Source organism: Ruminococcus sp. (assembly GCF_019417665.1).
GTDB lineage: Bacteria > Bacillota > Clostridia > Oscillospirales > Ruminococcaceae > Ruminococcus_C.
In genome coordinates, this window is the sequence record NZ_DXUU01000019.1 from 1 (window position 1) to 17960 (window position 17960).

The window sequence follows — 17960 nt, forward strand, 5'->3', positions numbered from 1 at the left end:
ATCTCAATCGCTTTTTCTATACCCTTGAGGTCTCACTTCTATTGTAACACTACAGTGTATCTGTGAAATTTTCGCATTTCCCCTTGATTTTTCTTCAGTGAAATGGTATAATAAGATATTATGAAAAAAATAAAGGGGTGATAGCATGAAGAGTATGACGGGATATGGCCGTGCATCGGCGCAAAACGGCGGTTATGATATCACTGTGGAAATTCGGGCGGTGAACCATCGGTTTTACGAATGTTCTGTAAAGCTGCCTCGTGTCTATAGCTACCTAGAAGAAAAAATCAAGGAGCAGCTGCAATCCCGGATCGCCCGGGGAAAGGTTGAGATATCTCTCACTATGCAGGCTGTAGGCGGGAAATCCCTGGAAGTTCAGGTGAATCATGCGGCAGTTTCTGCCTATTTTCGTGCACTGTTGGAGGAAAACCGGCGCTTGGCAGAGGAATTGGACGGTGGTGTTTCGGAACATGCTTTTTTAAAGCAGGATCTGTCGCTTTCCACTTTGCTGCGTCTGCCGGATGCATTTCAGATCCAGCAGGTGACAGAGGATGCAGAAGTGGTCTGGGCATCGGTGGAACCGCTGCTGCACGATGCACTGACGCAGTTTCTGTCCATGCGTGCAGTCGAGGGCGAACGACTGAAGGCAGATGTTGCGTTCCACCTGGATGCACTGGATCAAATGACAAATCGTGTGGAGGAACTGGCACCGGAGACAGTGCAGCTGTATTATGATAAGCTGTATCGGAAGATCGGGGAATTGCTGGCAGACCGTACAGTGGAGGAATCCCGTCTTGTGACAGAGGCGGCGGTTGTGGCAGAAAAAATTGCTGTAGATGAGGAATTGGTGCGGCTGCACAGTCATATTGCTCAGTTCCGCACCCTGTTGGAAAGCGATGTGCCTGTGGGGAGAAAAATGGACTTCTTGGTGCAGGAAATGAATCGTGAAGTGAATACCACCGGCTCAAAGGCACAGTCTCTGGAAATCACAAAGCTGGTTGTGGATATGAAATCGGAGATCGAAAAGATCCGGGAACAGATCCAGAATATTGAATAAAGGAAGCATGAAGATGAAAAAAGGCACATTGTTCGTGGTGTCCGGACCGTCAGGCTGCGGAAAGGGAACCATTTTGCATGAGGTACTCCAAAACCCTAATTTGTATTATTCTGTGTCGGCAACGACAAGGGAAATGCGTCCCGGCGAAGTGGACGGCGTGAACTATCAGTTTCTGACCAATGCGGCGTTTGAAGCGCTTATTGCCAATGACGGCATTCTGGAATATGCCCAGTATTGCAATCATTACTACGGTACGCCGAAGCAGCCTGTGGAAGATCATTTGGCACAGGGACAGGATGTTATCCTGGAAATTGAAGTAGTCGGTGCAATGAAGATTCGGGAAAAGTGTCCGGATGCCGTCTTTTTATTTATTATGCCCCCGTCTCTGTCCGAGTTGGAACGTCGTTTGCGGAAACGCGGTACAGAAGAAGGGGCAGTGGTGCAGAATCGTGTGGCACAGGCATCCCGTGAGATCGGTTGTGCTGCGCAATACGATTATATTGTCGTAAACGGCGAGCTGTCTCAGGCAATCGCTGATGTGAATGCGATTCTGCGTGCGGAATCGTGCAAAACAGAAAAATGTCAGACTTTAATTGAAGAGGTGCTTGGAAAATGAATATGTTGAGACCGTCTGTGAATCAGTTGATCACAAAAAATGAAAGCAGTTATTCCCTGGTCATCGGTGTGGCAAAACGTGCCCGTGAGGTTGCTGATGAATTGTACGAGGAGGGAAAAGTTCTGGAAGAAAAGCCGGTGAAAACCGCTATCCGGGAACTGGCTGCCGGAAAATACCGTATCGTAGAAGACGACGAAACGACACACTGATTTATGGAAACTTGTTCGGGTCTGCCCCAGATCTGGTGCGTTGGTGTGGCAGTCTGTGCAGCTGCCTATTCCTTTGACCGGCTGTTTTCTTATGTGGCAAGACAGGAAATCGCTGCTGGCTGTCGTGTGATCGTGCCTTTTGGAAAAGGCAATGCCAAACGTGTAGGGATCGTACTTTCTTGTACCCGGCAGGCACAGACGGAACAGCAGTTGAAATCTGTTTTGTCTGTGGTCGATGAACAGCCTATTCTCTCACCAGAAATGTTGGATCTGGTATTCTGGCTCAAGGAAATGACCTTTTGTACCTACTATGATGCTGTGCGGACGATTCTGCCTGCCGGGATGCAGGTGCAGTTGGTGGAGAGCATTTCACTTGCAGAAGTGCCGCCGCAGTTGCCGTTGACAGAGGAAGAGGAACACCTGCTGTTCTTTTTGCGGAAAGCCAGGACAAAGCGGGAATTCCGCCGGATCCTTGCAAATACAGACAGCCAGGGAAAGCAAATTGTGGATGTGCTGGTGGAAAAAGGGTTTTTGCACCGGGTGGAAACTGTCAAGGAAAAGACACATGGTCAAACGGGAACCCGTATGCTCCGCATGGCAAAAGGAAAGGATGAATTGCCCCAGGTGACGAAAACTCAGCAGAAGCTGGTACGGCTTATGCAGGAAGTGGGATCGGTCTCGGAAAAAGAGGCGTGCTATCTCAGCGGCGTTTCCACTGCTGTGGCGAAAAAGCTGGTGCAGCTGGGGGTGCTGGAGTCCTATATTGCAAAACCGCCTTTGCATTCGTACACGATAGAAAAACAGACCCAATCCCCAGAAGATCTGATCTTATCTCCGGAACAGCAGTCTGTCTATGAGCGGGTAGTGGCAGCACTCCATGAGGGAATGCACTGTTTTTTGTTACATGGCGTTACCGGAAGCGGCAAGACCAGCGTCTTTATCCGGCTTATTGACACAGTGGTGAAACAGGGCAGACAGGTGATCCTGCTGGTGCCGGAAATTGCACTGACGCCGCAGATTGTCGGACGATTTTACAGCCTGTTCGGGGAAATCGTTGCCGTGGTGCACAGTGAACTTTCACTGGGACAGCGCAGCGAAACCTGGCGGAAAATTGCTTCCGGCGAGGTAAAGATCATCATCGGTACCCGAAGCGCCGTCTTTGCACCGGTGCAGTCCCTGGGACTCATTGTGGTGGACGAAGAGGGCGAACGGACTTATAAATCCGACAGCGCTCCAAGATATCACGCCATTTCCGTGGCGAAAAAGCGATGTCAGACCCATGATTGTCCGCTGCTTCTGGCATCGGCAACGCCGTCTATTGAAAGTTACTATTATGCCAAACGTGGTGTATATACTTTATTGGAAATGAAACAACGCTATAACCAGGCACCGCTGCCCACAGTGGAAGTGGTGGATATGCAGGAGGAACGCACTGCCGGCAATGACAGCATGTTTTCTCTGACTCTGGCTGAAGCGCTGAAAGACAATCTGGCGGCTGGGAATCAGTCCTTGCTGCTTCTCAACCGCCGGGGATATCATACCATAATCAGCTGTGCATCCTGCAACAAGCCGGTGTACTGTCCCAATTGCAGCATTCCCATGACGTATCATAAGGTCAACGACAGCTTGATGTGCCATTACTGCGGCCATACCCAGGATCTGGTGCAGGTGTGTCCCACCTGCGGCAGCAAGCATTTGCGGAAAATGGGCTTTGGCACCCAGCGGCTGGAGGAGGAATTGCAACAGATCGTACCGGGAGCACGTATTCTGCGGATGGATGCAGATACCACCATGTCCCGGTATGCCTATGAAGAACGCTTCACGGAATTCCGGGAGGGAAAGTATGACATCATGCTGGGGACGCAGATGATCGGCAAGGGACTGGATTTCCCCCGTGTCACTCTGGTTGGTGTTCTTTCAGTGGATAAGGCGCTCTATGCCGGAGATTTCCGCAGCTACGAGCGAACCTTTTCCCTGGTGACCCAGGTGGTGGGACGAGGCGGCAGAGGCGATGCTCCCGGCCGTGCCATTTTGCAGACCAGTATGCCGGATCATTATGTGCTCCGATTGGCGGCGCAGCAGGCATATCCGGAATTTTATGCCCAGGAAATTGCCCTGCGGCGGCAGCTGATCTTTCCTCCCATCTGTGACATCTGTGTGATCGGTTTTACCGGTGCACGGGAACAGGAAGTACAGACTGCATCCCGGAAAACAGCAGAGATCCTGAAATCCCAGATAAGGAAACAGGAATTTTCCTATCCCATCTGGGTGCTGGAGCCAGTGCCGTGTATTTATGGGCGCATCAATGGAAAATATCGCTATCAATTGGTGATCAAGTGTAAAAACACAAAGCCGTATCGGGAACTGATCCATGCGGTACTGGCAGAAGCCGGTACAGACCGCAGCTGCGCAAGAGTGCATATTTATGCGGACATGAATGGTGACATCGGCGTATAATAGAATAGGTTGCGTTCAGGCAGCATTGCAGCGCAATGGGCAGACAAAAAGTATCAAAGCATTGAAATTGGAGGGAATGATCCATGGCGATCCGACGAATTGTAAAAGAAGGAGATCCGATCCTGCGGGCGAAATGCCGTCCGGTGACGGAATTTGATGAAAAGCTCCACCAGCTGCTGGATGATATGCACGAAACATTGGATCAGGCAGACGGTGTGGGACTGGCAGGACCTCAGGTAGGCTATTGCCGCCGTCTGTTTATTATGCATCTGGGTGATGTCCGGGTGGAGGCAATCAATCCGGAGATCGTAAAAACCAGCGGCAAGCAGCGTGTGTTGGAAGGCTGTCTTTCTGTACCCAACTGCTGGGGCTATGTCACACGTCCCAATAAGTGCAAGCTTCGTGCCCAGAATCGCAATGGTGAGTGGTTTGAGATGACGCTGACTGCATTGGGCGCACAGTGTACTTGTCATGAAAATGCGCATCTGGACGGTCAGCTATTCGTGGACGTGGTAGAGGAATTTGTAGACCCAAAGGATCTGGAGGAAGCATGAGAATAGTCTATATGGGAACGCCGGATATCGCTGTGCCGTGTCTGCGCCTTCTGGCGGAGAGCAAGCATGAGGTCGTTGGCGTTTTTACACAGCCGGATCGTCCCAAGGGACGTGGACATCATACCATTCCCACACCGGTAAAGGCGGCAGCGTTGGAATATAATATCCCGGTGTATCAGCCTCTGTCCCTGCGGAGAGGGGAGGATGCGGAAGCTGCTATGGAGACCCTGCGCCAGTTGGCACCGGATCTCATTGTGGTCATGGCATATGGACAGATCTTGCCAAAGGCAGTGTTGGATTTGCCGCCGCATCACTGTATCAATATGCACGCATCCCTGCTGCCGGCATATCGGGGCGCTGCTCCTATTCAGTGGGTGATCCTGAACGGTGAGACAAAGACCGGCATCACTGCCATGCAGATGGCAGAGGGACTGGATACGGGAGATATGCTCCTGAAAAAGGAAATTGACATTGGCTCGGAGGAAACGGCGGCTGAGCTGCACGACCGTCTGGCGGAACTGGCAGCAGAAACACTCCAGGAGACCTTAGCGGCATTGGAAAATGGAACGCTCACAGCAGAACCCCAGGACGATGCGCTGTCCAGTTATGCCAGCCGTATCACAAAGGAAATGTCAGAGCTGGATTTCACGAAGCCTGCCGCTGAACTGCATGATCTGATCCGGGGCATTACTGGATTCACCATGCTGGACGGTAAACGGCTGAAGGTCTACGCTTCAAGAGTAGTCGAAGATGTTTCTGGTGCGCCGGGAACGATCGCAGATCCAGCAGAATTTGTGGTGGCATGCGGTGACGGCAACGGACTGCGGCTGACAGAAATTCAGCCGGAGGGAAAACGCCGGATGGCTGCAGCGGATTTTTTACGGGGAAAGAAACTGACAAACGGGGAAACGCTCGGCTGAGCAGAAAGCGAGGCGTTATATGCTGCTTTACGGCGGTTACGGACTGGTGATCCTGGGACTGATCATCAGTCTCTGGGCATCATGGAATGTGAATGCCACATTCAAACGGTATGAAAAGGATTACAACAGCCGTGGGCTGACGGCAGCCCAGGTGGCACGGCAGATCCTGGATGATAACGGTCTATATCAGATTTCTGTTGAGCGTGTTTCGGGAAAGTTGACGGATCACTACGACCCACGTGCAAATGTCATCCGTTTGTCGGATTCTGTGCACGATTCTATTTCTGTTGCGGCAATTGGCGTAGCAGCACATGAATGCGGTCATGCGGTACAGCATGAAGTGGGATATTTTCCTATGAAAGTCCGCAGTGCAGTGATTCCGGTGACACAGATCGGGTCAAAATTCTGGTATATTATTTTTGTATTGGGGCTGATCCTAGGCGGCTCTTATATGGGCGAAACCTTGCAGCTGGTGGGAATCCTGCTGTTTACAGCAATCGTCTTTTTCCAGCTCATTACGCTGCCGGTGGAATTCAATGCCAGCAGCCGTGCCATGCAAACCCTGGAATCCCGGTATATTCTTGCAGGAGACGAACTGAAGAAGTCCCGGAAAGTGCTGACAGCGGCTGCATTGACATATGTGGCTGCGCTTCTGAACAGTATTTTGCAGTTGCTGCGGCTGATCTCCATTGCAAAGGGGAATGACAGACGAAGATGAATGCAAGAAAACTGGCGGTACAGCTATTAGACCGTACCGAACTGGAGCAGAGTTATTCCAATCTGCTGTTAGATAGTGCGCTGTCCCAGTCAGATCTAGAAGAACGGGACAAGCGGCTTTGCGCAATGTTGTATTACGGTGTTATCGAACGGCGCATCACATTGGATGCTGTTATTTCCCATTACAGCAAGCAGCCGCTGCGGAAACTGGACGGTACAGTGCGAAATATACTGCGGCTGGGTGTGTATCAGCTGTTGTATTGCGACCAGATCCCGTCCCGTGCGGCGGTCAATGAAAGTGTGAAGCTGACGAAAACCTGCCGGAAAGCAAGTGCTTCCGGGTTTGTGAATGCAGTGCTCCGGGGATTTCTCCGGGATGACTGTAAGATTCCCTATCCCAAGGACAAAAAAGCTGCTATGGCGGTAGAATATGCTGTGCCCCAGTGGCTGTTGGAACAACTGATGGATGCTTATGGTGAACAACGGACACGAGCTTTTCTGACAGATGCCCTGGAGCCGGCACCACGGTTTATTCGGCGTAATTCTCTGGCGTGTACCAGAGAAGAACTGGAGCAGGCGCTGGGGGATCAGATCACACCGGTGTCCCTTTTGCCGGATGCCTATACGCTTTACGCTGGAGATATCCGCAGCCTGCCGGAATTCCGGAAGGGCTGGTTCTATGTGCAGGATCTGGCATCCCAGATCTGTGCCCTGTCCATCGGCGCACAGCCGGGAGAAACTGTACTGGATCTCTGCGCAGCACCCGGCGGAAAGACCTGCACCATGGCAATTCAGATGGCGCAGTCAGGCAGGGTCTGTGCCTTTGATCTGGCGGAGCATCGGGTGAAGCTGATCGAGGAAAATGTGAAGCGTCTTGGGCTGACCAATGTGACGGCGGCGCAGGGAGACGCTCTGGTGTTCCAGGCGGAATATGCCGGCGCAGACCGTGTGCTGTGCGATGTGCCTTGCTCCGGCATGGGCGTTCTGCGGCGAAAGCCGGAGGTCAAGGAGAAAGATCCTGAGGAGTTGAAATCACTCCCGGCATTGCAGTTGGAAATTCTGGAAAATGCAGCACGTTATGTAAAATCCGGCGGTATTTTGCAGTATTCTACTTGTACGGTGCTGCCTGCGGAAAATGAACAGGTGGTGCAGCAGTTTTTGCAGAATCATCCGGAGTTTACACCGGAGTCGGTATGTCCGGCGTTGGGTGAAGCTTTTGAAAAGCCTATGATAACGCTGCTGCCGGAGCTTTGCGGCAGTGACGGCTTTTTTGTGGCGAAGATGAAACGAAACTAGCGGCAATACCGCACAAAGAGCGCCTGGCGGCTTTGCACGCCATATGCTTGCATCTTTTCCGTCATATGACGAAAAAACTGACGGCGCATCTGACGCACAATCCTTGTGCGATATTGCCTAGTCTTTTCCCGGAGGGAAAGTATGGAGCGAATGGATATTTTGTCTCTGCCTTTGGATGTGCTGGAGGCGCATATGGCAGAGATGGGCGAACCAAAATTCCGTGCAAAACAGATTTTTAACTGGCTGCACCAGAAGCAGGTGACGGAATTTGCACAAATGACTACACTTTCTCTCCAACTGCGGGAGAGATTAGACAGAATTTTTTGTATAAATAGACTAAATATTGCGAGAAGGCTTGCATCTTCCATAGATGATACGGTAAAATACTTATATGAGCTGCCGGACGGCAACTTTGTGGAGACCGTTCTCATGGACTATCACCATGGAAAGAGCCTGTGTATTTCTACGCAGGTGGGCTGCCGGATGGGTTGTCAATTTTGTGCGTCTACGATTGCAGGTTATGTCCGGGATCTGACTCCGGCAGAGTTGTTGCTGCAAATTTATGAGACGCAGCGGGATGCAGGCTGCCGGATCGACAGCCTGGTGCTCATGGGGATTGGTGAGCCTTTGGACAATTTTGAAAATGTGATACAGTTCTTTCGGCTGTTGTCAGATCCAAATGGCTTTGGCATGAGTCTGCGGCATGTGACATTGTCTACCTGTGGGCTGGTGCCCAGAATCCGGGCGCTTGCAGAGATGAAGCTGGGCGTGACACTTTCGGTCTCCCTGCATAGTCCCGATAACGGCCGGCGCAGTGAGATCATGCCGGTGAACCGACGGTATTCGGTGGAGGAACTGCTGGACGCATGTCGGTATTATTTCGAAAAAACCGGGCGGCGTGTGACGATGGAATATGCCGTTATTGATGGGGTAAACAGTACGAAAGCGGACGCAAAACGGCTGGCAGAACGGCTGCGTGGGATGCAGTGCCATGTGAATCTGATCCCGGTGAATCCCATTGCAGAGCGTGACTTCCGGTCGATGCGTCAGACGGTGGAACGGTTTCAAAAGGAACTGACAGCATTGGGTATACATGCGACCATCCGCCGGACGCTGGGCAGCGATATCCAGGCGGCATGTGGTCAGCTGCGCCGGGATGCAGATGGACGGAAAAATGCCCGGGGAATTTCTGATGGAGGTGGTAGAAATTGACGAGTGCATCGCAAACGCACATCGGATATGTACGGGATGAAAATCAGGATCGTGTGGGAATACGACAGTTCGGAGAAAATCTGCTGTTGGTGGTCTGCGACGGCATGGGCGGTGAACGCTCTGGCAGCAAGGCGAGCACCATGGCAACAGATGTCTTTTTCGAACATTTTGAAGAGGGATATATAGAAGATATGGACGCCTATAGTGTGCGTTCTCTGCTGCTTTCCTCGGTTTCTGCTGCAAATTCCGTGGTGTATACGACCGCACGGATGGATTATCAGAATTTTGGAATGGGTACGACTTGTGTTGCCGCTTTTGTCAGCGATACCTACATCGCTGTGGCAAATGTGGGGGACAGCCGGGCATATCTTTTGACAAACGAGAATATGGAGCAGATCACCACGGATCACACAGTGGTGCACATGCTCATGGAAAAAGGAGAGATCACAAAGGCGGAAATGGAAACCCACCCACAGCGGCATATGCTTATGAAAGCGGTGGGTGTGGAACGTACAGTGTGCCCGGACTTTTTCCGCATTGACCTGGAAGAGAATCAATCATTCCGGCTGCTGCTCTGCTCTGACGGACTTTCGGGATTTTGCTCGGATGCAGAGATCCAGGCGATCTTGAGTGAAGAATTACCGGCAGAGGAGATCACCCAGAAGCTAGTGGATGCAGCACTGGAAAAGGGCGGAAGAGATAATATTTCTGTTGCGATCGTAACAGCGTCATAAAATGGAGGAATCAGAAGGTATGGACAAGGATAAATTCATTGGAACAAGACTTGACGGCCGCTATGAACTGACAGAGCTCGTGGGCGAGGGCGGCATGGCAAATGTGTACCGTGCTATTGATGTGCTGGACAACCGCATGGTGGCTGTGAAAATTCTCAAAACGGAATATTCTGAGAGTGAAGAATTTCAGCGTCGGTTCCGCAACGAATCCAAGGCAATTGCAGTGATGTCCCACCCGAACATTGTCAAGATCTATGACATGGGCTTTTCGGATAAGGTACAGTACATTGTCATGGAGTATATTGACGGCATTACCCTGAAGGATTACATTGACAGTGAACGTGTTCTGAACTGGAAGGATGCGGTACATTTTGTCATCCAGATCCTGCGTGCTTTACAGCATGCACACAACCGCGGCATTGTCCACCGGGACATCAAGCCCCAGAATATCATGCTGCTGACCGATGGCACCATCAAGGTCATGGACTTTGGTATTGCAAAATTTGCCCGGGAAGAGAGCCGCACAGCAACGGATCAGGCAATCGGTACGGTGCATTATATCAGTCCAGAGCAGGCACGCGGCGATGTGACAGATGCGAAGAGTGATATTTATTCTGTGGGTGTTATGTTCTATGAAATGCTCACAGGAAAGAAGCCCTTTGATACGAACAATCCTGTATCTATTGCAGTGATGCATATGCAGAATGTGGCAGTGCGTCCCAGAGATATTAATCCGAATATTCCTTCCGGTCTGGAAGAGATCATTATGCACGCTATGGAAAAGGATTCCTCGAAACGATACCAGAGCGCCACAGACATGATCCGGGATATTGAAGCCTTCAAGGCAGACAACCAAATTATTTTTGGTTATTACAATGTGCCGGAATCTTCCGGAAGAACGCAGTACTTCACACCGCCGGTACAGAATGACGGCCGTCCTCAACGCGGCAATCATACCTATGATAATACGAGCCAGGATGATTATTATGGTAATTATACCAATGAACCGGATCAGGAACGAACCAAGTCTTTGGTTATCCCCATTCTGGCCGCGGTGACGTTTGCAGTTGTGGTTGTGGCTGCGATCATTATTTTCCTGATCGTAGGTCAGAGCACCAGCGGTTCCAACAGTTCCACTGACGAGGTGCCCTATGTCATCGGTATGAATTATGAAGAAGCAGTGTTAAATTATCCCAACATTGAATTTAAAGTTGCTGAAGAAGATTATACGGACAAATACGATGTGGATATTATCTATAAGCAGAATATCGAAGCCGGACAATTTGTCAAGAAAAATGACGACGGCAAGGTCGAACTGGCAGTTGCCGTTAGTAAGGGTGTTCAGAAGGTGCAGATTCCTGATCTGACCAATTATACTTCCGATGAAGCGGAAGAGGCATTGAAAGCACTTGGACTAGTTGCAGAATTGAAAAAAACGCAGAGTACCTCGGAGGAGAATATCGAAGCCGGTCATGTTATTAAGACAGACCCGGAGAAGTTGACCGAGGTGGCTGTTGGACAGACAGTTACGATATATGTGAGCCAGGGTGTTGCTGTAGACGAAACCGACGTGCCGAAATTTGTGGGCATGACACTGGAAGAGGCACAGAAGGAATGTGAGCACCGCAACTTGAAGGTAGAAGTGACTGAAGAGCCTTCCACAGAAGAAAAGGATGTTGTTATCAAACAGGATCCGGAGCAGGGCAAGGTCGTGGTTTCCGGCTCTACTGTGAAACTGACTGTCAGCAACGGTGAAGAACCGGAGGGTGAAGTTTCCTACGGCCTGCTGAATTTGCCTACTAGCAGCATGAGCGGTATGTATACCTTGAGTTTTACCACAGATGAAGACGGCGTGATCGCAAGTTATCAATTTGTGGCAGAAAATCTGAACGATGGCTCTGTGACTGCTAAGGTAAAGGGCAAGGGCAGCAAAACCGTAAAGGTTTCTGTAACCAGTTCTCAGAGCGGTAAGACCGCACCTGTGGGCACTTATACTTTTGATTTTGCCAACAAGACCTTTACAGCATCCAGCGAGAGCATCAACCAAGCATTTGCTTCTGTTGCTGTAGAGACAACACCAGCAATGACAGAACCACCTGCACCAGCGGAACCTGCGCCAGCGGAACCTGCACCGGCAGACGGAGCGGAGGCTGGATGATATGAAAAGTCCTGTTGCCATTCCAGAAGGTGCACAGGGCAGAATCTTAACATCGGTAGGAGGTCTCTATACAGTAGAGACCTTTTCCGGTATCTGCACCTGTAAAGCACGGGGTGTATTCCGCAAACGAGGGATTGTGCCCTATGTAGGAGACTATGTGCTGCTTTCTGACGATAATGTTATTTCAGATATCCTGCCAAGAAAAAACAGCATCCTGCGGCCGCCGGTGGCGAATCTGGATCAGATTTTGTTTGTGGTTTCTTCCTGCCATCCCTCCCCGAATCTGCTGCTGCTGGATTCCTTTTTGGCAGTGGCGATTTATCAGGAGATTGAACCGGTTCTGATTGTCACAAAAGTTGACCTGGATGCCGGAGAAGAATTGTGCCGGCTGTATGAACAGGCTGGGATCCCTGTCATGGCTGTGGATTATCAGAAGCCGGAGACGGTGGATGCCGTAGCACAGCGGCTGTCCGGCAGGATCAGTATGATGACTGGTAACTCCGGGGTGGGAAAGTCTACGCTGCTCAACGCCATCGAGCCGTCTCTCCAGTTGCCTGTGGGGGAGATCAGTGAAAAATTGGGACGCGGCAGACATACCACACGGCAGGTACAACTGTATCCCTGCGTCGGAGGGTATCTGGCAGATACACCAGGATTTTCCACCTTTGAGGTAGAGCAGTATCTTCAGATGGAAAAGGAACAGATCGCCGACTGTTTCCCGGAATTCCGACAGTATTTCGGCGAATGCCGTTTCTCGGACTGTGCCCATGTCTGCGAAAAGGGCTGTGCTATTGTAGGAGCAGTGCAGAACGGTGAGATCGCCAAGAGCCGTCATGATTCCTATGTATCCCTCTATCAGACGGCAAAACAGAGAAAGGCGTGGGAATCATGAAACGTGCAGTGATTTTTGGCGGTGCGCCGGTGATTCCATCGGAACAGCCGGCAGTGCCCGAGGCAGATTGTTATATTTGTGCGGATGCTGGAGTGCAGTTAGCACAGGCATTGGGCATAACACCGGACTGGATCGTGGGGGATTTCGACTCCCTGGGGAAAATCCCTGATGGGTCGAATGTGGTGGTCTATCCGGCGGAAAAGGATGATACAGATCTGATCCTGGCGGCGAAATATGCTTTATCGAAAAACTGTACGGAACTGATTTTTTATGGTGCATTGGGCGGCAGACTGGATCATACGATCGCCAATTTGCAGATGATGCGGATGCTGGTGGATGCCGGTGTACAAGGGATTCTGGTGGACGCCAGGCACTGGGTTACTTTGCAGCGAAGCGGTACGGTACGGTATCCCAGGCGTGAAGGATATTTTTCCCTGTTTTCCCTGACGGAGACCTGTGAAGATGTGACTCTGGAAGGTGTGGCATATCCGCTGGCGCATGGAACACTGTCCGGAGTGTTTCCATTGGGGGTCAGCAATGAAATTACGGCGGAGGAAGCCGTTGTAACAGTGGGAAAAGGAGATTTGTTGGTAGTTTTTGCGAGAGATCTGTGAGAGGCACAGACAATGAAGTTTTTGGCTCAATAATTTTTCAAAAATGCTGGTAAGGTCAAGGGACAAAGTCTCTTATTGCCGATCACAGAAAGCAAAATTACAAATATGATATCCGTCTTGCGGTGTGTGCCGCAGGGCGGATTTTTTGTGCCCATGTATCAGGTATATTAGAGACAAGCCGCACATAGAATGGAACAAAGCAACAGACAAGCCGAACAGGAGGACGTATGGAAACGAACGGAATCATGACAGTGATGCGATATTTACCTGCACAGGTACAGGCGGCGCTGCGGCAAATGCCGGGAGAAGAACTGGAACAGATACAGGAGATCCGGCTTCGGGCAGACCGACCAGTGGCAATTGCCATAGGGCGCTGGGAGCAGTTTCTCACGGAACACGGAACAAGAACGGATATTCCATCCCGAGCGATTTCTATGTCTCAGCAGGCAGTGGAACGGGTATTTCAGGCGGTATGTGAATATTCTGTCTATCGGTATACCAAGGAGATCTGCGATGGATTTGTCACTGTCTCTGGAGGAAACCGGGTGGGCATTGCTGGGTCAGCAGTCTATCGAGATGGTGTGTTTTCCCAGATTCGCCATATTAATGGACTGAATTTTCGAATCTCTCATGCAGTGACTGGCTGTGCCCAGACACTTTATGGACAAACATGCAGTACGAGACCCAACAGTTTGCTGCTTGCCGGTGCGGTGGGTTCAGGAAAGACTACCATGCTCCGGGATATGTGTCGTCTTCTGGGGGCATCTCATCGGGTAACGCTGGTGGACGAGCGCAGCGAAATTGCCGCAATGCACCACGGTGTGTCTAGATATGATGTGGGATTACATACGGATGTGCTGGATGGTTTTCCGCGTGCAGAGGGACTGCTAATGGCACTGCGTGTGCTGACACCGGAAGTACTGATCTGTGATGAGATCGGCACAGAGACAGACGCAGAGGCAATTCTTCGTATTCATGGATGCGGCGTACCGGTGATTGCTTCTGCTCATGCAGCGTCCTGGACAGATTTGGAACAGCGTCCGGTGCTGCGGAAGCTCATGGAGGAGGGGGTATTTTCCTATGTAGCAATGCTTTCAACAGAACAGCAGGGGGTGGTGCAGTCACTGCGCCGGGTGGCATCATGCTGAAGCTGTTGGGGCTGCTTTTCATTGTGCTTTCTGGAACTGGAACAGGACTTTTGGCGGCAATGCGGCTTCGTCAAGAGCGGATCGTCATGGAACGGCTTTGTCAGATGCTCCGTGAATTGTCAGTACAGATGGAATTCCATGCAGCTTCGGTACAAGAATTGCTGGAGCAGCTGACGCAGGAACCGGCGTATGAAATGTTTTCTTTTCCGGAACGGATGATGGCAGAATTGCAGTCCGGCGTGCCTCTTTGTACGGCATGGCGAACGGGATTGCAGGAAGATGCAGCAGTACCGGAAAACGCAAGACAGCTGCTGCTGCCTCTGGGGGAGGAACTGGGCGTCAGTGATCTCTGTGGACAAGTCGAAACACTGGCGCAATATCGGCAGCAATTGGAACCTTATGCAGAAGAGACACGAAACCGTTGTATCCAGCGTCAGCGGCTGTATTTCAGTATGGGCGTACTGGGCGGCCTGCTGGCGGCAATTCTGTTTTGTTAATGGGTCATATTTGTAGGGGCGAATATTATCCGCCCGCATACAAACAAACCTTGAAATCTTACCATAATCAAAAATAGCTTAATAAGTGGAAAGAAGGGATGTTTTCAAAATGGATATCGACCTTATTTTTAAAATTGCCGGGACTGGCATCATTGTTGCAGTGCTGAATCTGGTGCTGAAACGTGCTGAACGGGAGGAACAGGCGATGATGACCACCCTTGCCGGACTGGTGGTCGTGCTGATGCTTCTGGTGGATCAGATTGGTACACTTTTCGAGCGTGTCAAGTCGGTGTTCGGGTTATGATCGGCGAGACAACAACTGCTGCCGCAGTTTGCATTATCGCTGCCATTTTTGCAACGCTGCTCAAGCAGTACTGCCGGGAACATGCCATGTTTTGTGTCATTGGTGCTTGTGTGACTGTGGGAATAGCAGCGGTGGCATATCTGACGCCTATTGCAGAAAGTGTGAATGCATTGTTCAACAAAACCGGACTGCCGGCGGCGTATCTGGAAACCTTGTGGAAAGCGCTGGGCATTTGTTATCTTACCGGGATCGCCGGAGATCTTTGTCAGGACTGCGGCGAGACAGCGCTGGCACGGACTGTGGAACTATGGGGGAGATTGTCCTTGGTGCTTCTGGCACTGCCTTTACTGGAAACCCTTTTAAATACAGTGACGGAGGTGCTGGCATGAAAAAAATCTGGATCTTTCTGACGATTACAGTACTTCTGCTGGTGACTCTGGGTAGGTGGTGCGCTGTGTCAGTGCAGGCGGAAGAAGAGAATATGACCCAGACTTTTGCAGAGGAAAGCGGGAGTACAGATGTGACAGACTCACTGGATTGGGACGTGCAGTCAGTGCTGGACAGGCTGGGACTTTCTGTTTCTGATGCCGGGGATATCAGCGATAAATTCACTCTTTCTGCAGTGTGGGATGTGCTAGGGGAATATATTTCGGAACATGTGGAGCGTCCCTTTCAGATGCTTGCCGGACTGTTGACGGTGATTATTTTTGCAGCATTGCTGCAGGGACTTCACAGCGGTAACATGCGTGCCGGGACAGAACAGGTATTTGAGTTTCTCTGTGCTCTGGCGGCAGTGGGAATCCTGGCAGACCCTTTGTGTCAAAGCTTTGCCGCCGTGGAGACTACGCTGAATCAGGGTGCAGAATTTATGCTCATCTTTGTGCCGGTGTTTGCCGGAATCCTGGCAGCAGGGGGTACTGTCAGTAGTGCTGTTTGTTACCAGACAGCTGTTATTGCACTGGCGGATGGGGTCATGCAGATGATCACTCGTGTACTGCTGCCTTTTTGTACCATGGGTTTTGCCCTTGCCATTGTGGATGCAGTCAGCCCCTCGGTTTCTGTCAGCGGACTTCTGACCCTGTCCAAAAAAGTGACCACCTGGGTATTGGGTCTGTTTATGTCCATTTTTCTGGGTGTGCTGTCCATGCAGAACTGGATCACCGGGAGTGTGGATACGGCAGCGACGAAGACCACAAAATATGTCATTTCCAATTTTGTACCGGTAGTGGGAAGTGCTGTTTCTGATGCATATACTGCTGTGCGAAGCAGCCTGCAAATCCTGCGCAGTACTACCGGCGTTATCGGCATAGCGGCAATCTGTATTCTGTTTCTGCCGCCTCTGGTACAGCTTCTGCTGTATCGCGGCGTTGTGGCAATTGGCACGGCGGCAGCGGAACTATTTGGCACTCAGCGCTTGCTGCGGCTGCTGCGAGGAACACAGCAGGCTCTTGCCATTGCATTTGCGTTACTGGTGTGCTTCGGTATTATGTTCGTAGTGGCAACAGCAATCGCTATGACGCTGGGAAAGGGAAATGCGTGATAAGAATGAGGAGGATTTTCTGTGGAAACGATGCGTGCTATTGTACTGATCACATGTGTGATCAGCTTGCTTAGCGGCGTGCTGGATGCTCTTCGTCCGAATGCCAAGTTTGACCGGCAGATGCGGCTGCTGTTGTCAGCAGTATTTTTGTTGGCAATTCTGACGCCCTTGGTGAAAGGTGCAGGGAAAATGCAGATGAACTGGGACAGTGATATGACTGTATCTCAGGATATGGCTGCCGCCATGGCAGTGCAGACAGAGGTTTGTGCTGCGGAAAATCTGGAAAATACATTGCAGGAGTTGCTGCAAAAGGGCGGTGTTACAGATGCGAGAGTAAAGGCGGAAGTGCATATTGCAGAGGATAACAGCATAGAGATAGAGCATGTAACGGTTTTCTGTGGGGATGCTGAGACGGCAAAGTCGCTGCTGGCAGAATGCCTGGGAGAAGAGGTGAAAATTGATGTGGAAACAGCTTCTTGAACGGCTGAAAGGCAGTTTGAAAGGAGAACGTGGTGTACGGCTGGTGGTGATCCTGGGCGTTGCCGGTTTGGCACTGATCCTGCTTTCCGGTTTTTTGCCGGAAAAGGAAAAACAGGCAGAGGAATCTGCGGCGGCAGAACTGTCGTCCTTTGATACCTCTGCGGAATTGCAGGGGTATTGCCATACACTAGAGGAACGTCTGGTGACCATTCTGGAGCAGATAGATGGCGTGGGGCGTTGTCAAGTAATGCTGACTGCTACTGGCACTGCGGAAACGGTCTACGCTCAGGATGAAGAGGAAGATCAGGCAGACTCCCGGACGCAATCCCAGCGGAAGTGTGTGATCGTCTCTGACAGCGATGGTGAACGCCCTTTGGTGCAGCAAATCGTTTCGCCGGAGATCAGTGGAGTCATTGTGGTATGCAGCGGTGCATCCAGCAGTGTGGTACAGGAGCGTGTGACTAACGCCGTACAGGCTGTGCTGGATATTTCGGCGAGTCGGATCTGCGTTGTCCCCACGCAGAAATGAAAATTTATATTGGAAAGGGAAGATTA

Annotated in this window: 20 protein-coding genes; all 20 read left to right on the forward strand. The window is 50.9% G+C overall.

The window, feature by feature from the left end; translation table 11 throughout:
• Positions 1 to 145 precede the first annotated feature (145 nt).
• The 20 genes from QZ375_RS06650 (at position 146) to QZ375_RS06745 (ending at position 17934) form a co-directional block, all read left to right on the forward strand.
• Entirely contained in the window at positions 146 to 1057 is a 912-nt protein-coding gene (locus QZ375_RS06650) for a YicC/YloC family endoribonuclease (RefSeq protein ID WP_295217140.1), read from the forward strand.
• Positions 1058 to 1070: 13 nt separating this feature from the next.
• A complete protein-coding gene (gmk, locus tag QZ375_RS06655; RefSeq protein WP_295217143.1) occupies positions 1071 to 1673 on the forward strand; it encodes a guanylate kinase in 603 nt (200 codons plus the stop codon).
• Positions 1670 to 1882, forward strand: a complete 213-nt coding sequence (rpoZ, locus tag QZ375_RS06660; protein WP_365728528.1) for a DNA-directed RNA polymerase subunit omega — start codon at positions 1670 to 1672, stop codon at positions 1880 to 1882. Before gmk ends, rpoZ begins: the two co-directional genes overlap by 4 nt.
• A 3-nt stretch (positions 1883 to 1885) precedes the next feature.
• The gene (gene priA, locus QZ375_RS06665; RefSeq protein ID WP_295217146.1) at positions 1886 to 4339 is read left to right on the forward strand and encodes a primosomal protein N'; all 2454 of its coding nucleotides are present in this window, start codon (positions 1886 to 1888) and stop codon (positions 4337 to 4339) included.
• Positions 4340 to 4422: 83 nt separating this feature from the next.
• Positions 4423 to 4893 carry a peptide deformylase gene (gene def / locus QZ375_RS06670; RefSeq protein WP_295217147.1) on the forward strand — a complete coding sequence of 157 codons (471 nt, stop codon included), beginning with the start codon at positions 4423 to 4425 and terminating at the stop codon, positions 4891 to 4893.
• Positions 4890 to 5813, forward strand: coding sequence for a methionyl-tRNA formyltransferase (fmt, locus tag QZ375_RS06675; RefSeq protein WP_295217150.1), 924 nt, complete (start codon positions 4890 to 4892; stop codon positions 5811 to 5813). Before def ends, fmt begins: the two co-directional genes overlap by 4 nt.
• Positions 5814 to 5832: 19 nt before the next feature.
• A complete protein-coding gene (locus QZ375_RS06680; RefSeq protein WP_295217152.1) occupies positions 5833 to 6531 on the forward strand; it encodes a zinc metallopeptidase in 699 nt (232 codons plus the stop codon).
• A complete protein-coding gene (gene rsmB / locus QZ375_RS06685) occupies positions 6528 to 7826 on the forward strand; it encodes a 16S rRNA (cytosine(967)-C(5))-methyltransferase RsmB (protein WP_295217155.1) in 1299 nt (432 codons plus the stop codon). The genes QZ375_RS06680 and rsmB overlap by 4 nt, the downstream gene beginning before the upstream one ends.
• Before the next feature lie 141 nt (positions 7827 to 7967).
• The gene (gene rlmN, locus QZ375_RS06690) at positions 7968 to 9038 is read left to right on the forward strand and encodes a 23S rRNA (adenine(2503)-C(2))-methyltransferase RlmN (RefSeq protein WP_295217158.1); all 1071 of its coding nucleotides are present in this window, start codon (positions 7968 to 7970) and stop codon (positions 9036 to 9038) included.
• Entirely contained in the window at positions 9035 to 9772 is a 738-nt protein-coding gene (locus tag QZ375_RS06695; RefSeq protein ID WP_295217159.1) for a Stp1/IreP family PP2C-type Ser/Thr phosphatase, read from the forward strand. The genes rlmN and QZ375_RS06695 overlap by 4 nt, the downstream gene beginning before the upstream one ends.
• Before the next feature lie 19 nt (positions 9773 to 9791).
• Positions 9792 to 11930, forward strand: coding sequence for a Stk1 family PASTA domain-containing Ser/Thr kinase (pknB, locus tag QZ375_RS06700; RefSeq protein WP_295217161.1), 2139 nt, complete (start codon positions 9792 to 9794; stop codon positions 11928 to 11930).
• A 1-nt stretch (position 11931) separates the two neighbouring features.
• Positions 11932 to 12822 carry a ribosome small subunit-dependent GTPase A gene (gene rsgA, locus QZ375_RS06705; RefSeq protein WP_295217165.1) on the forward strand — a complete coding sequence of 297 codons (891 nt, stop codon included), beginning with the start codon at positions 11932 to 11934 and terminating at the stop codon, positions 12820 to 12822.
• Entirely contained in the window at positions 12819 to 13436 is a 618-nt protein-coding gene (locus QZ375_RS06710) for a thiamine diphosphokinase (protein WP_295217168.1), read from the forward strand. Before rsgA ends, QZ375_RS06710 begins: the two co-directional genes overlap by 4 nt.
• Positions 13437 to 13663: 227 nt before the next feature.
• A complete protein-coding gene (locus QZ375_RS06715; RefSeq protein WP_295217171.1) occupies positions 13664 to 14584 on the forward strand; it encodes an ATPase, T2SS/T4P/T4SS family in 921 nt (306 codons plus the stop codon).
• The gene (locus QZ375_RS06720; protein WP_295217174.1) at positions 14578 to 15081 is read left to right on the forward strand and encodes a stage III sporulation protein AB; all 504 of its coding nucleotides are present in this window, start codon (positions 14578 to 14580) and stop codon (positions 15079 to 15081) included. Before QZ375_RS06715 ends, QZ375_RS06720 begins: the two co-directional genes overlap by 7 nt.
• Positions 15082 to 15190: 109 nt before the next feature.
• Positions 15191 to 15385, forward strand: a complete 195-nt coding sequence (spoIIIAC, locus tag QZ375_RS06725) for a stage III sporulation protein AC (protein WP_295217177.1) — start codon at positions 15191 to 15193, stop codon at positions 15383 to 15385.
• The gene (locus QZ375_RS06730) at positions 15382 to 15774 is read left to right on the forward strand and encodes a stage III sporulation AC/AD family protein (protein WP_295217181.1); all 393 of its coding nucleotides are present in this window, start codon (positions 15382 to 15384) and stop codon (positions 15772 to 15774) included. Before spoIIIAC ends, QZ375_RS06730 begins: the two co-directional genes overlap by 4 nt.
• On the forward strand, positions 15771 to 16925 hold the full coding sequence (locus QZ375_RS06735; protein ID WP_295217184.1) for a hypothetical protein: 1155 nt from the start codon (positions 15771 to 15773) through the stop codon (positions 16923 to 16925). Before QZ375_RS06730 ends, QZ375_RS06735 begins: the two co-directional genes overlap by 4 nt.
• 30 nt (positions 16926 to 16955) lie before the next feature.
• Positions 16956 to 17405, forward strand: coding sequence for a stage III sporulation protein AF (locus tag QZ375_RS06740; protein ID WP_295217249.1), 450 nt, complete (start codon positions 16956 to 16958; stop codon positions 17403 to 17405).
• Positions 17386 to 17934, forward strand: coding sequence for a hypothetical protein (locus QZ375_RS06745; protein ID WP_295217187.1), 549 nt, complete (start codon positions 17386 to 17388; stop codon positions 17932 to 17934). The genes QZ375_RS06740 and QZ375_RS06745 overlap by 20 nt, the downstream gene beginning before the upstream one ends.
• Positions 17935 to 17960: the final 26 nt, after the last annotated feature.

Bases quoted from the DNA above. Each gene is read 5' to 3' on its own strand.
- QZ375_RS06735 (WP_295217184.1), top strand. From the start codon at position 15,771: ATGAAAAAAATCTGGATCTTTCTGACGATTACAGTACTTCTGCTGGTG.
- QZ375_RS06650 (WP_295217140.1), top strand. From the start codon at position 146: ATGAAGAGTATGACGGGATATGGCCGTGCATCGGCGCAAAACGGCGGT.
- rsmB (WP_295217155.1), top strand. From the start codon at position 6,528: ATGAATGCAAGAAAACTGGCGGTACAGCTATTAGACCGTACCGAACTG.
- QZ375_RS06730 (WP_295217181.1), top strand. From the start codon at position 15,382: ATGATCGGCGAGACAACAACTGCTGCCGCAGTTTGCATTATCGCTGCC.
- QZ375_RS06715 (WP_295217171.1), top strand. From the start codon at position 13,664: ATGGAAACGAACGGAATCATGACAGTGATGCGATATTTACCTGCACAG.
- QZ375_RS06720 (WP_295217174.1), top strand. From the start codon at position 14,578: ATGCTGAAGCTGTTGGGGCTGCTTTTCATTGTGCTTTCTGGAACTGGA.
- QZ375_RS06710 (WP_295217168.1), top strand. From the start codon at position 12,819: ATGAAACGTGCAGTGATTTTTGGCGGTGCGCCGGTGATTCCATCGGAA.
- rpoZ (WP_365728528.1), top strand. From the start codon at position 1,670: ATGAATATGTTGAGACCGTCTGTGAATCAGTTGATCACAAAAAATGAA.
- spoIIIAC (WP_295217177.1), top strand. From the start codon at position 15,191: ATGGATATCGACCTTATTTTTAAAATTGCCGGGACTGGCATCATTGTT.
- rlmN (WP_295217158.1), top strand. From the start codon at position 7,968: ATGGAGCGAATGGATATTTTGTCTCTGCCTTTGGATGTGCTGGAGGCG.
- gmk (WP_295217143.1), top strand. From the start codon at position 1,071: ATGAAAAAAGGCACATTGTTCGTGGTGTCCGGACCGTCAGGCTGCGGA.
- QZ375_RS06745 (WP_295217187.1), top strand. From the start codon at position 17,386: ATGTGGAAACAGCTTCTTGAACGGCTGAAAGGCAGTTTGAAAGGAGAA.
- priA (WP_295217146.1), top strand. From the start codon at position 1,886: ATGGAAACTTGTTCGGGTCTGCCCCAGATCTGGTGCGTTGGTGTGGCA.
- fmt (WP_295217150.1), top strand. From the start codon at position 4,890: ATGAGAATAGTCTATATGGGAACGCCGGATATCGCTGTGCCGTGTCTG.
- def (WP_295217147.1), top strand. From the start codon at position 4,423: ATGGCGATCCGACGAATTGTAAAAGAAGGAGATCCGATCCTGCGGGCG.
- pknB (WP_295217161.1), top strand. From the start codon at position 9,792: ATGGACAAGGATAAATTCATTGGAACAAGACTTGACGGCCGCTATGAA.
- rsgA (WP_295217165.1), top strand. From the start codon at position 11,932: ATGAAAAGTCCTGTTGCCATTCCAGAAGGTGCACAGGGCAGAATCTTA.
- QZ375_RS06740 (WP_295217249.1), top strand. From the start codon at position 16,956: ATGCGTGCTATTGTACTGATCACATGTGTGATCAGCTTGCTTAGCGGC.
- QZ375_RS06680 (WP_295217152.1), top strand. From the start codon at position 5,833: ATGCTGCTTTACGGCGGTTACGGACTGGTGATCCTGGGACTGATCATC.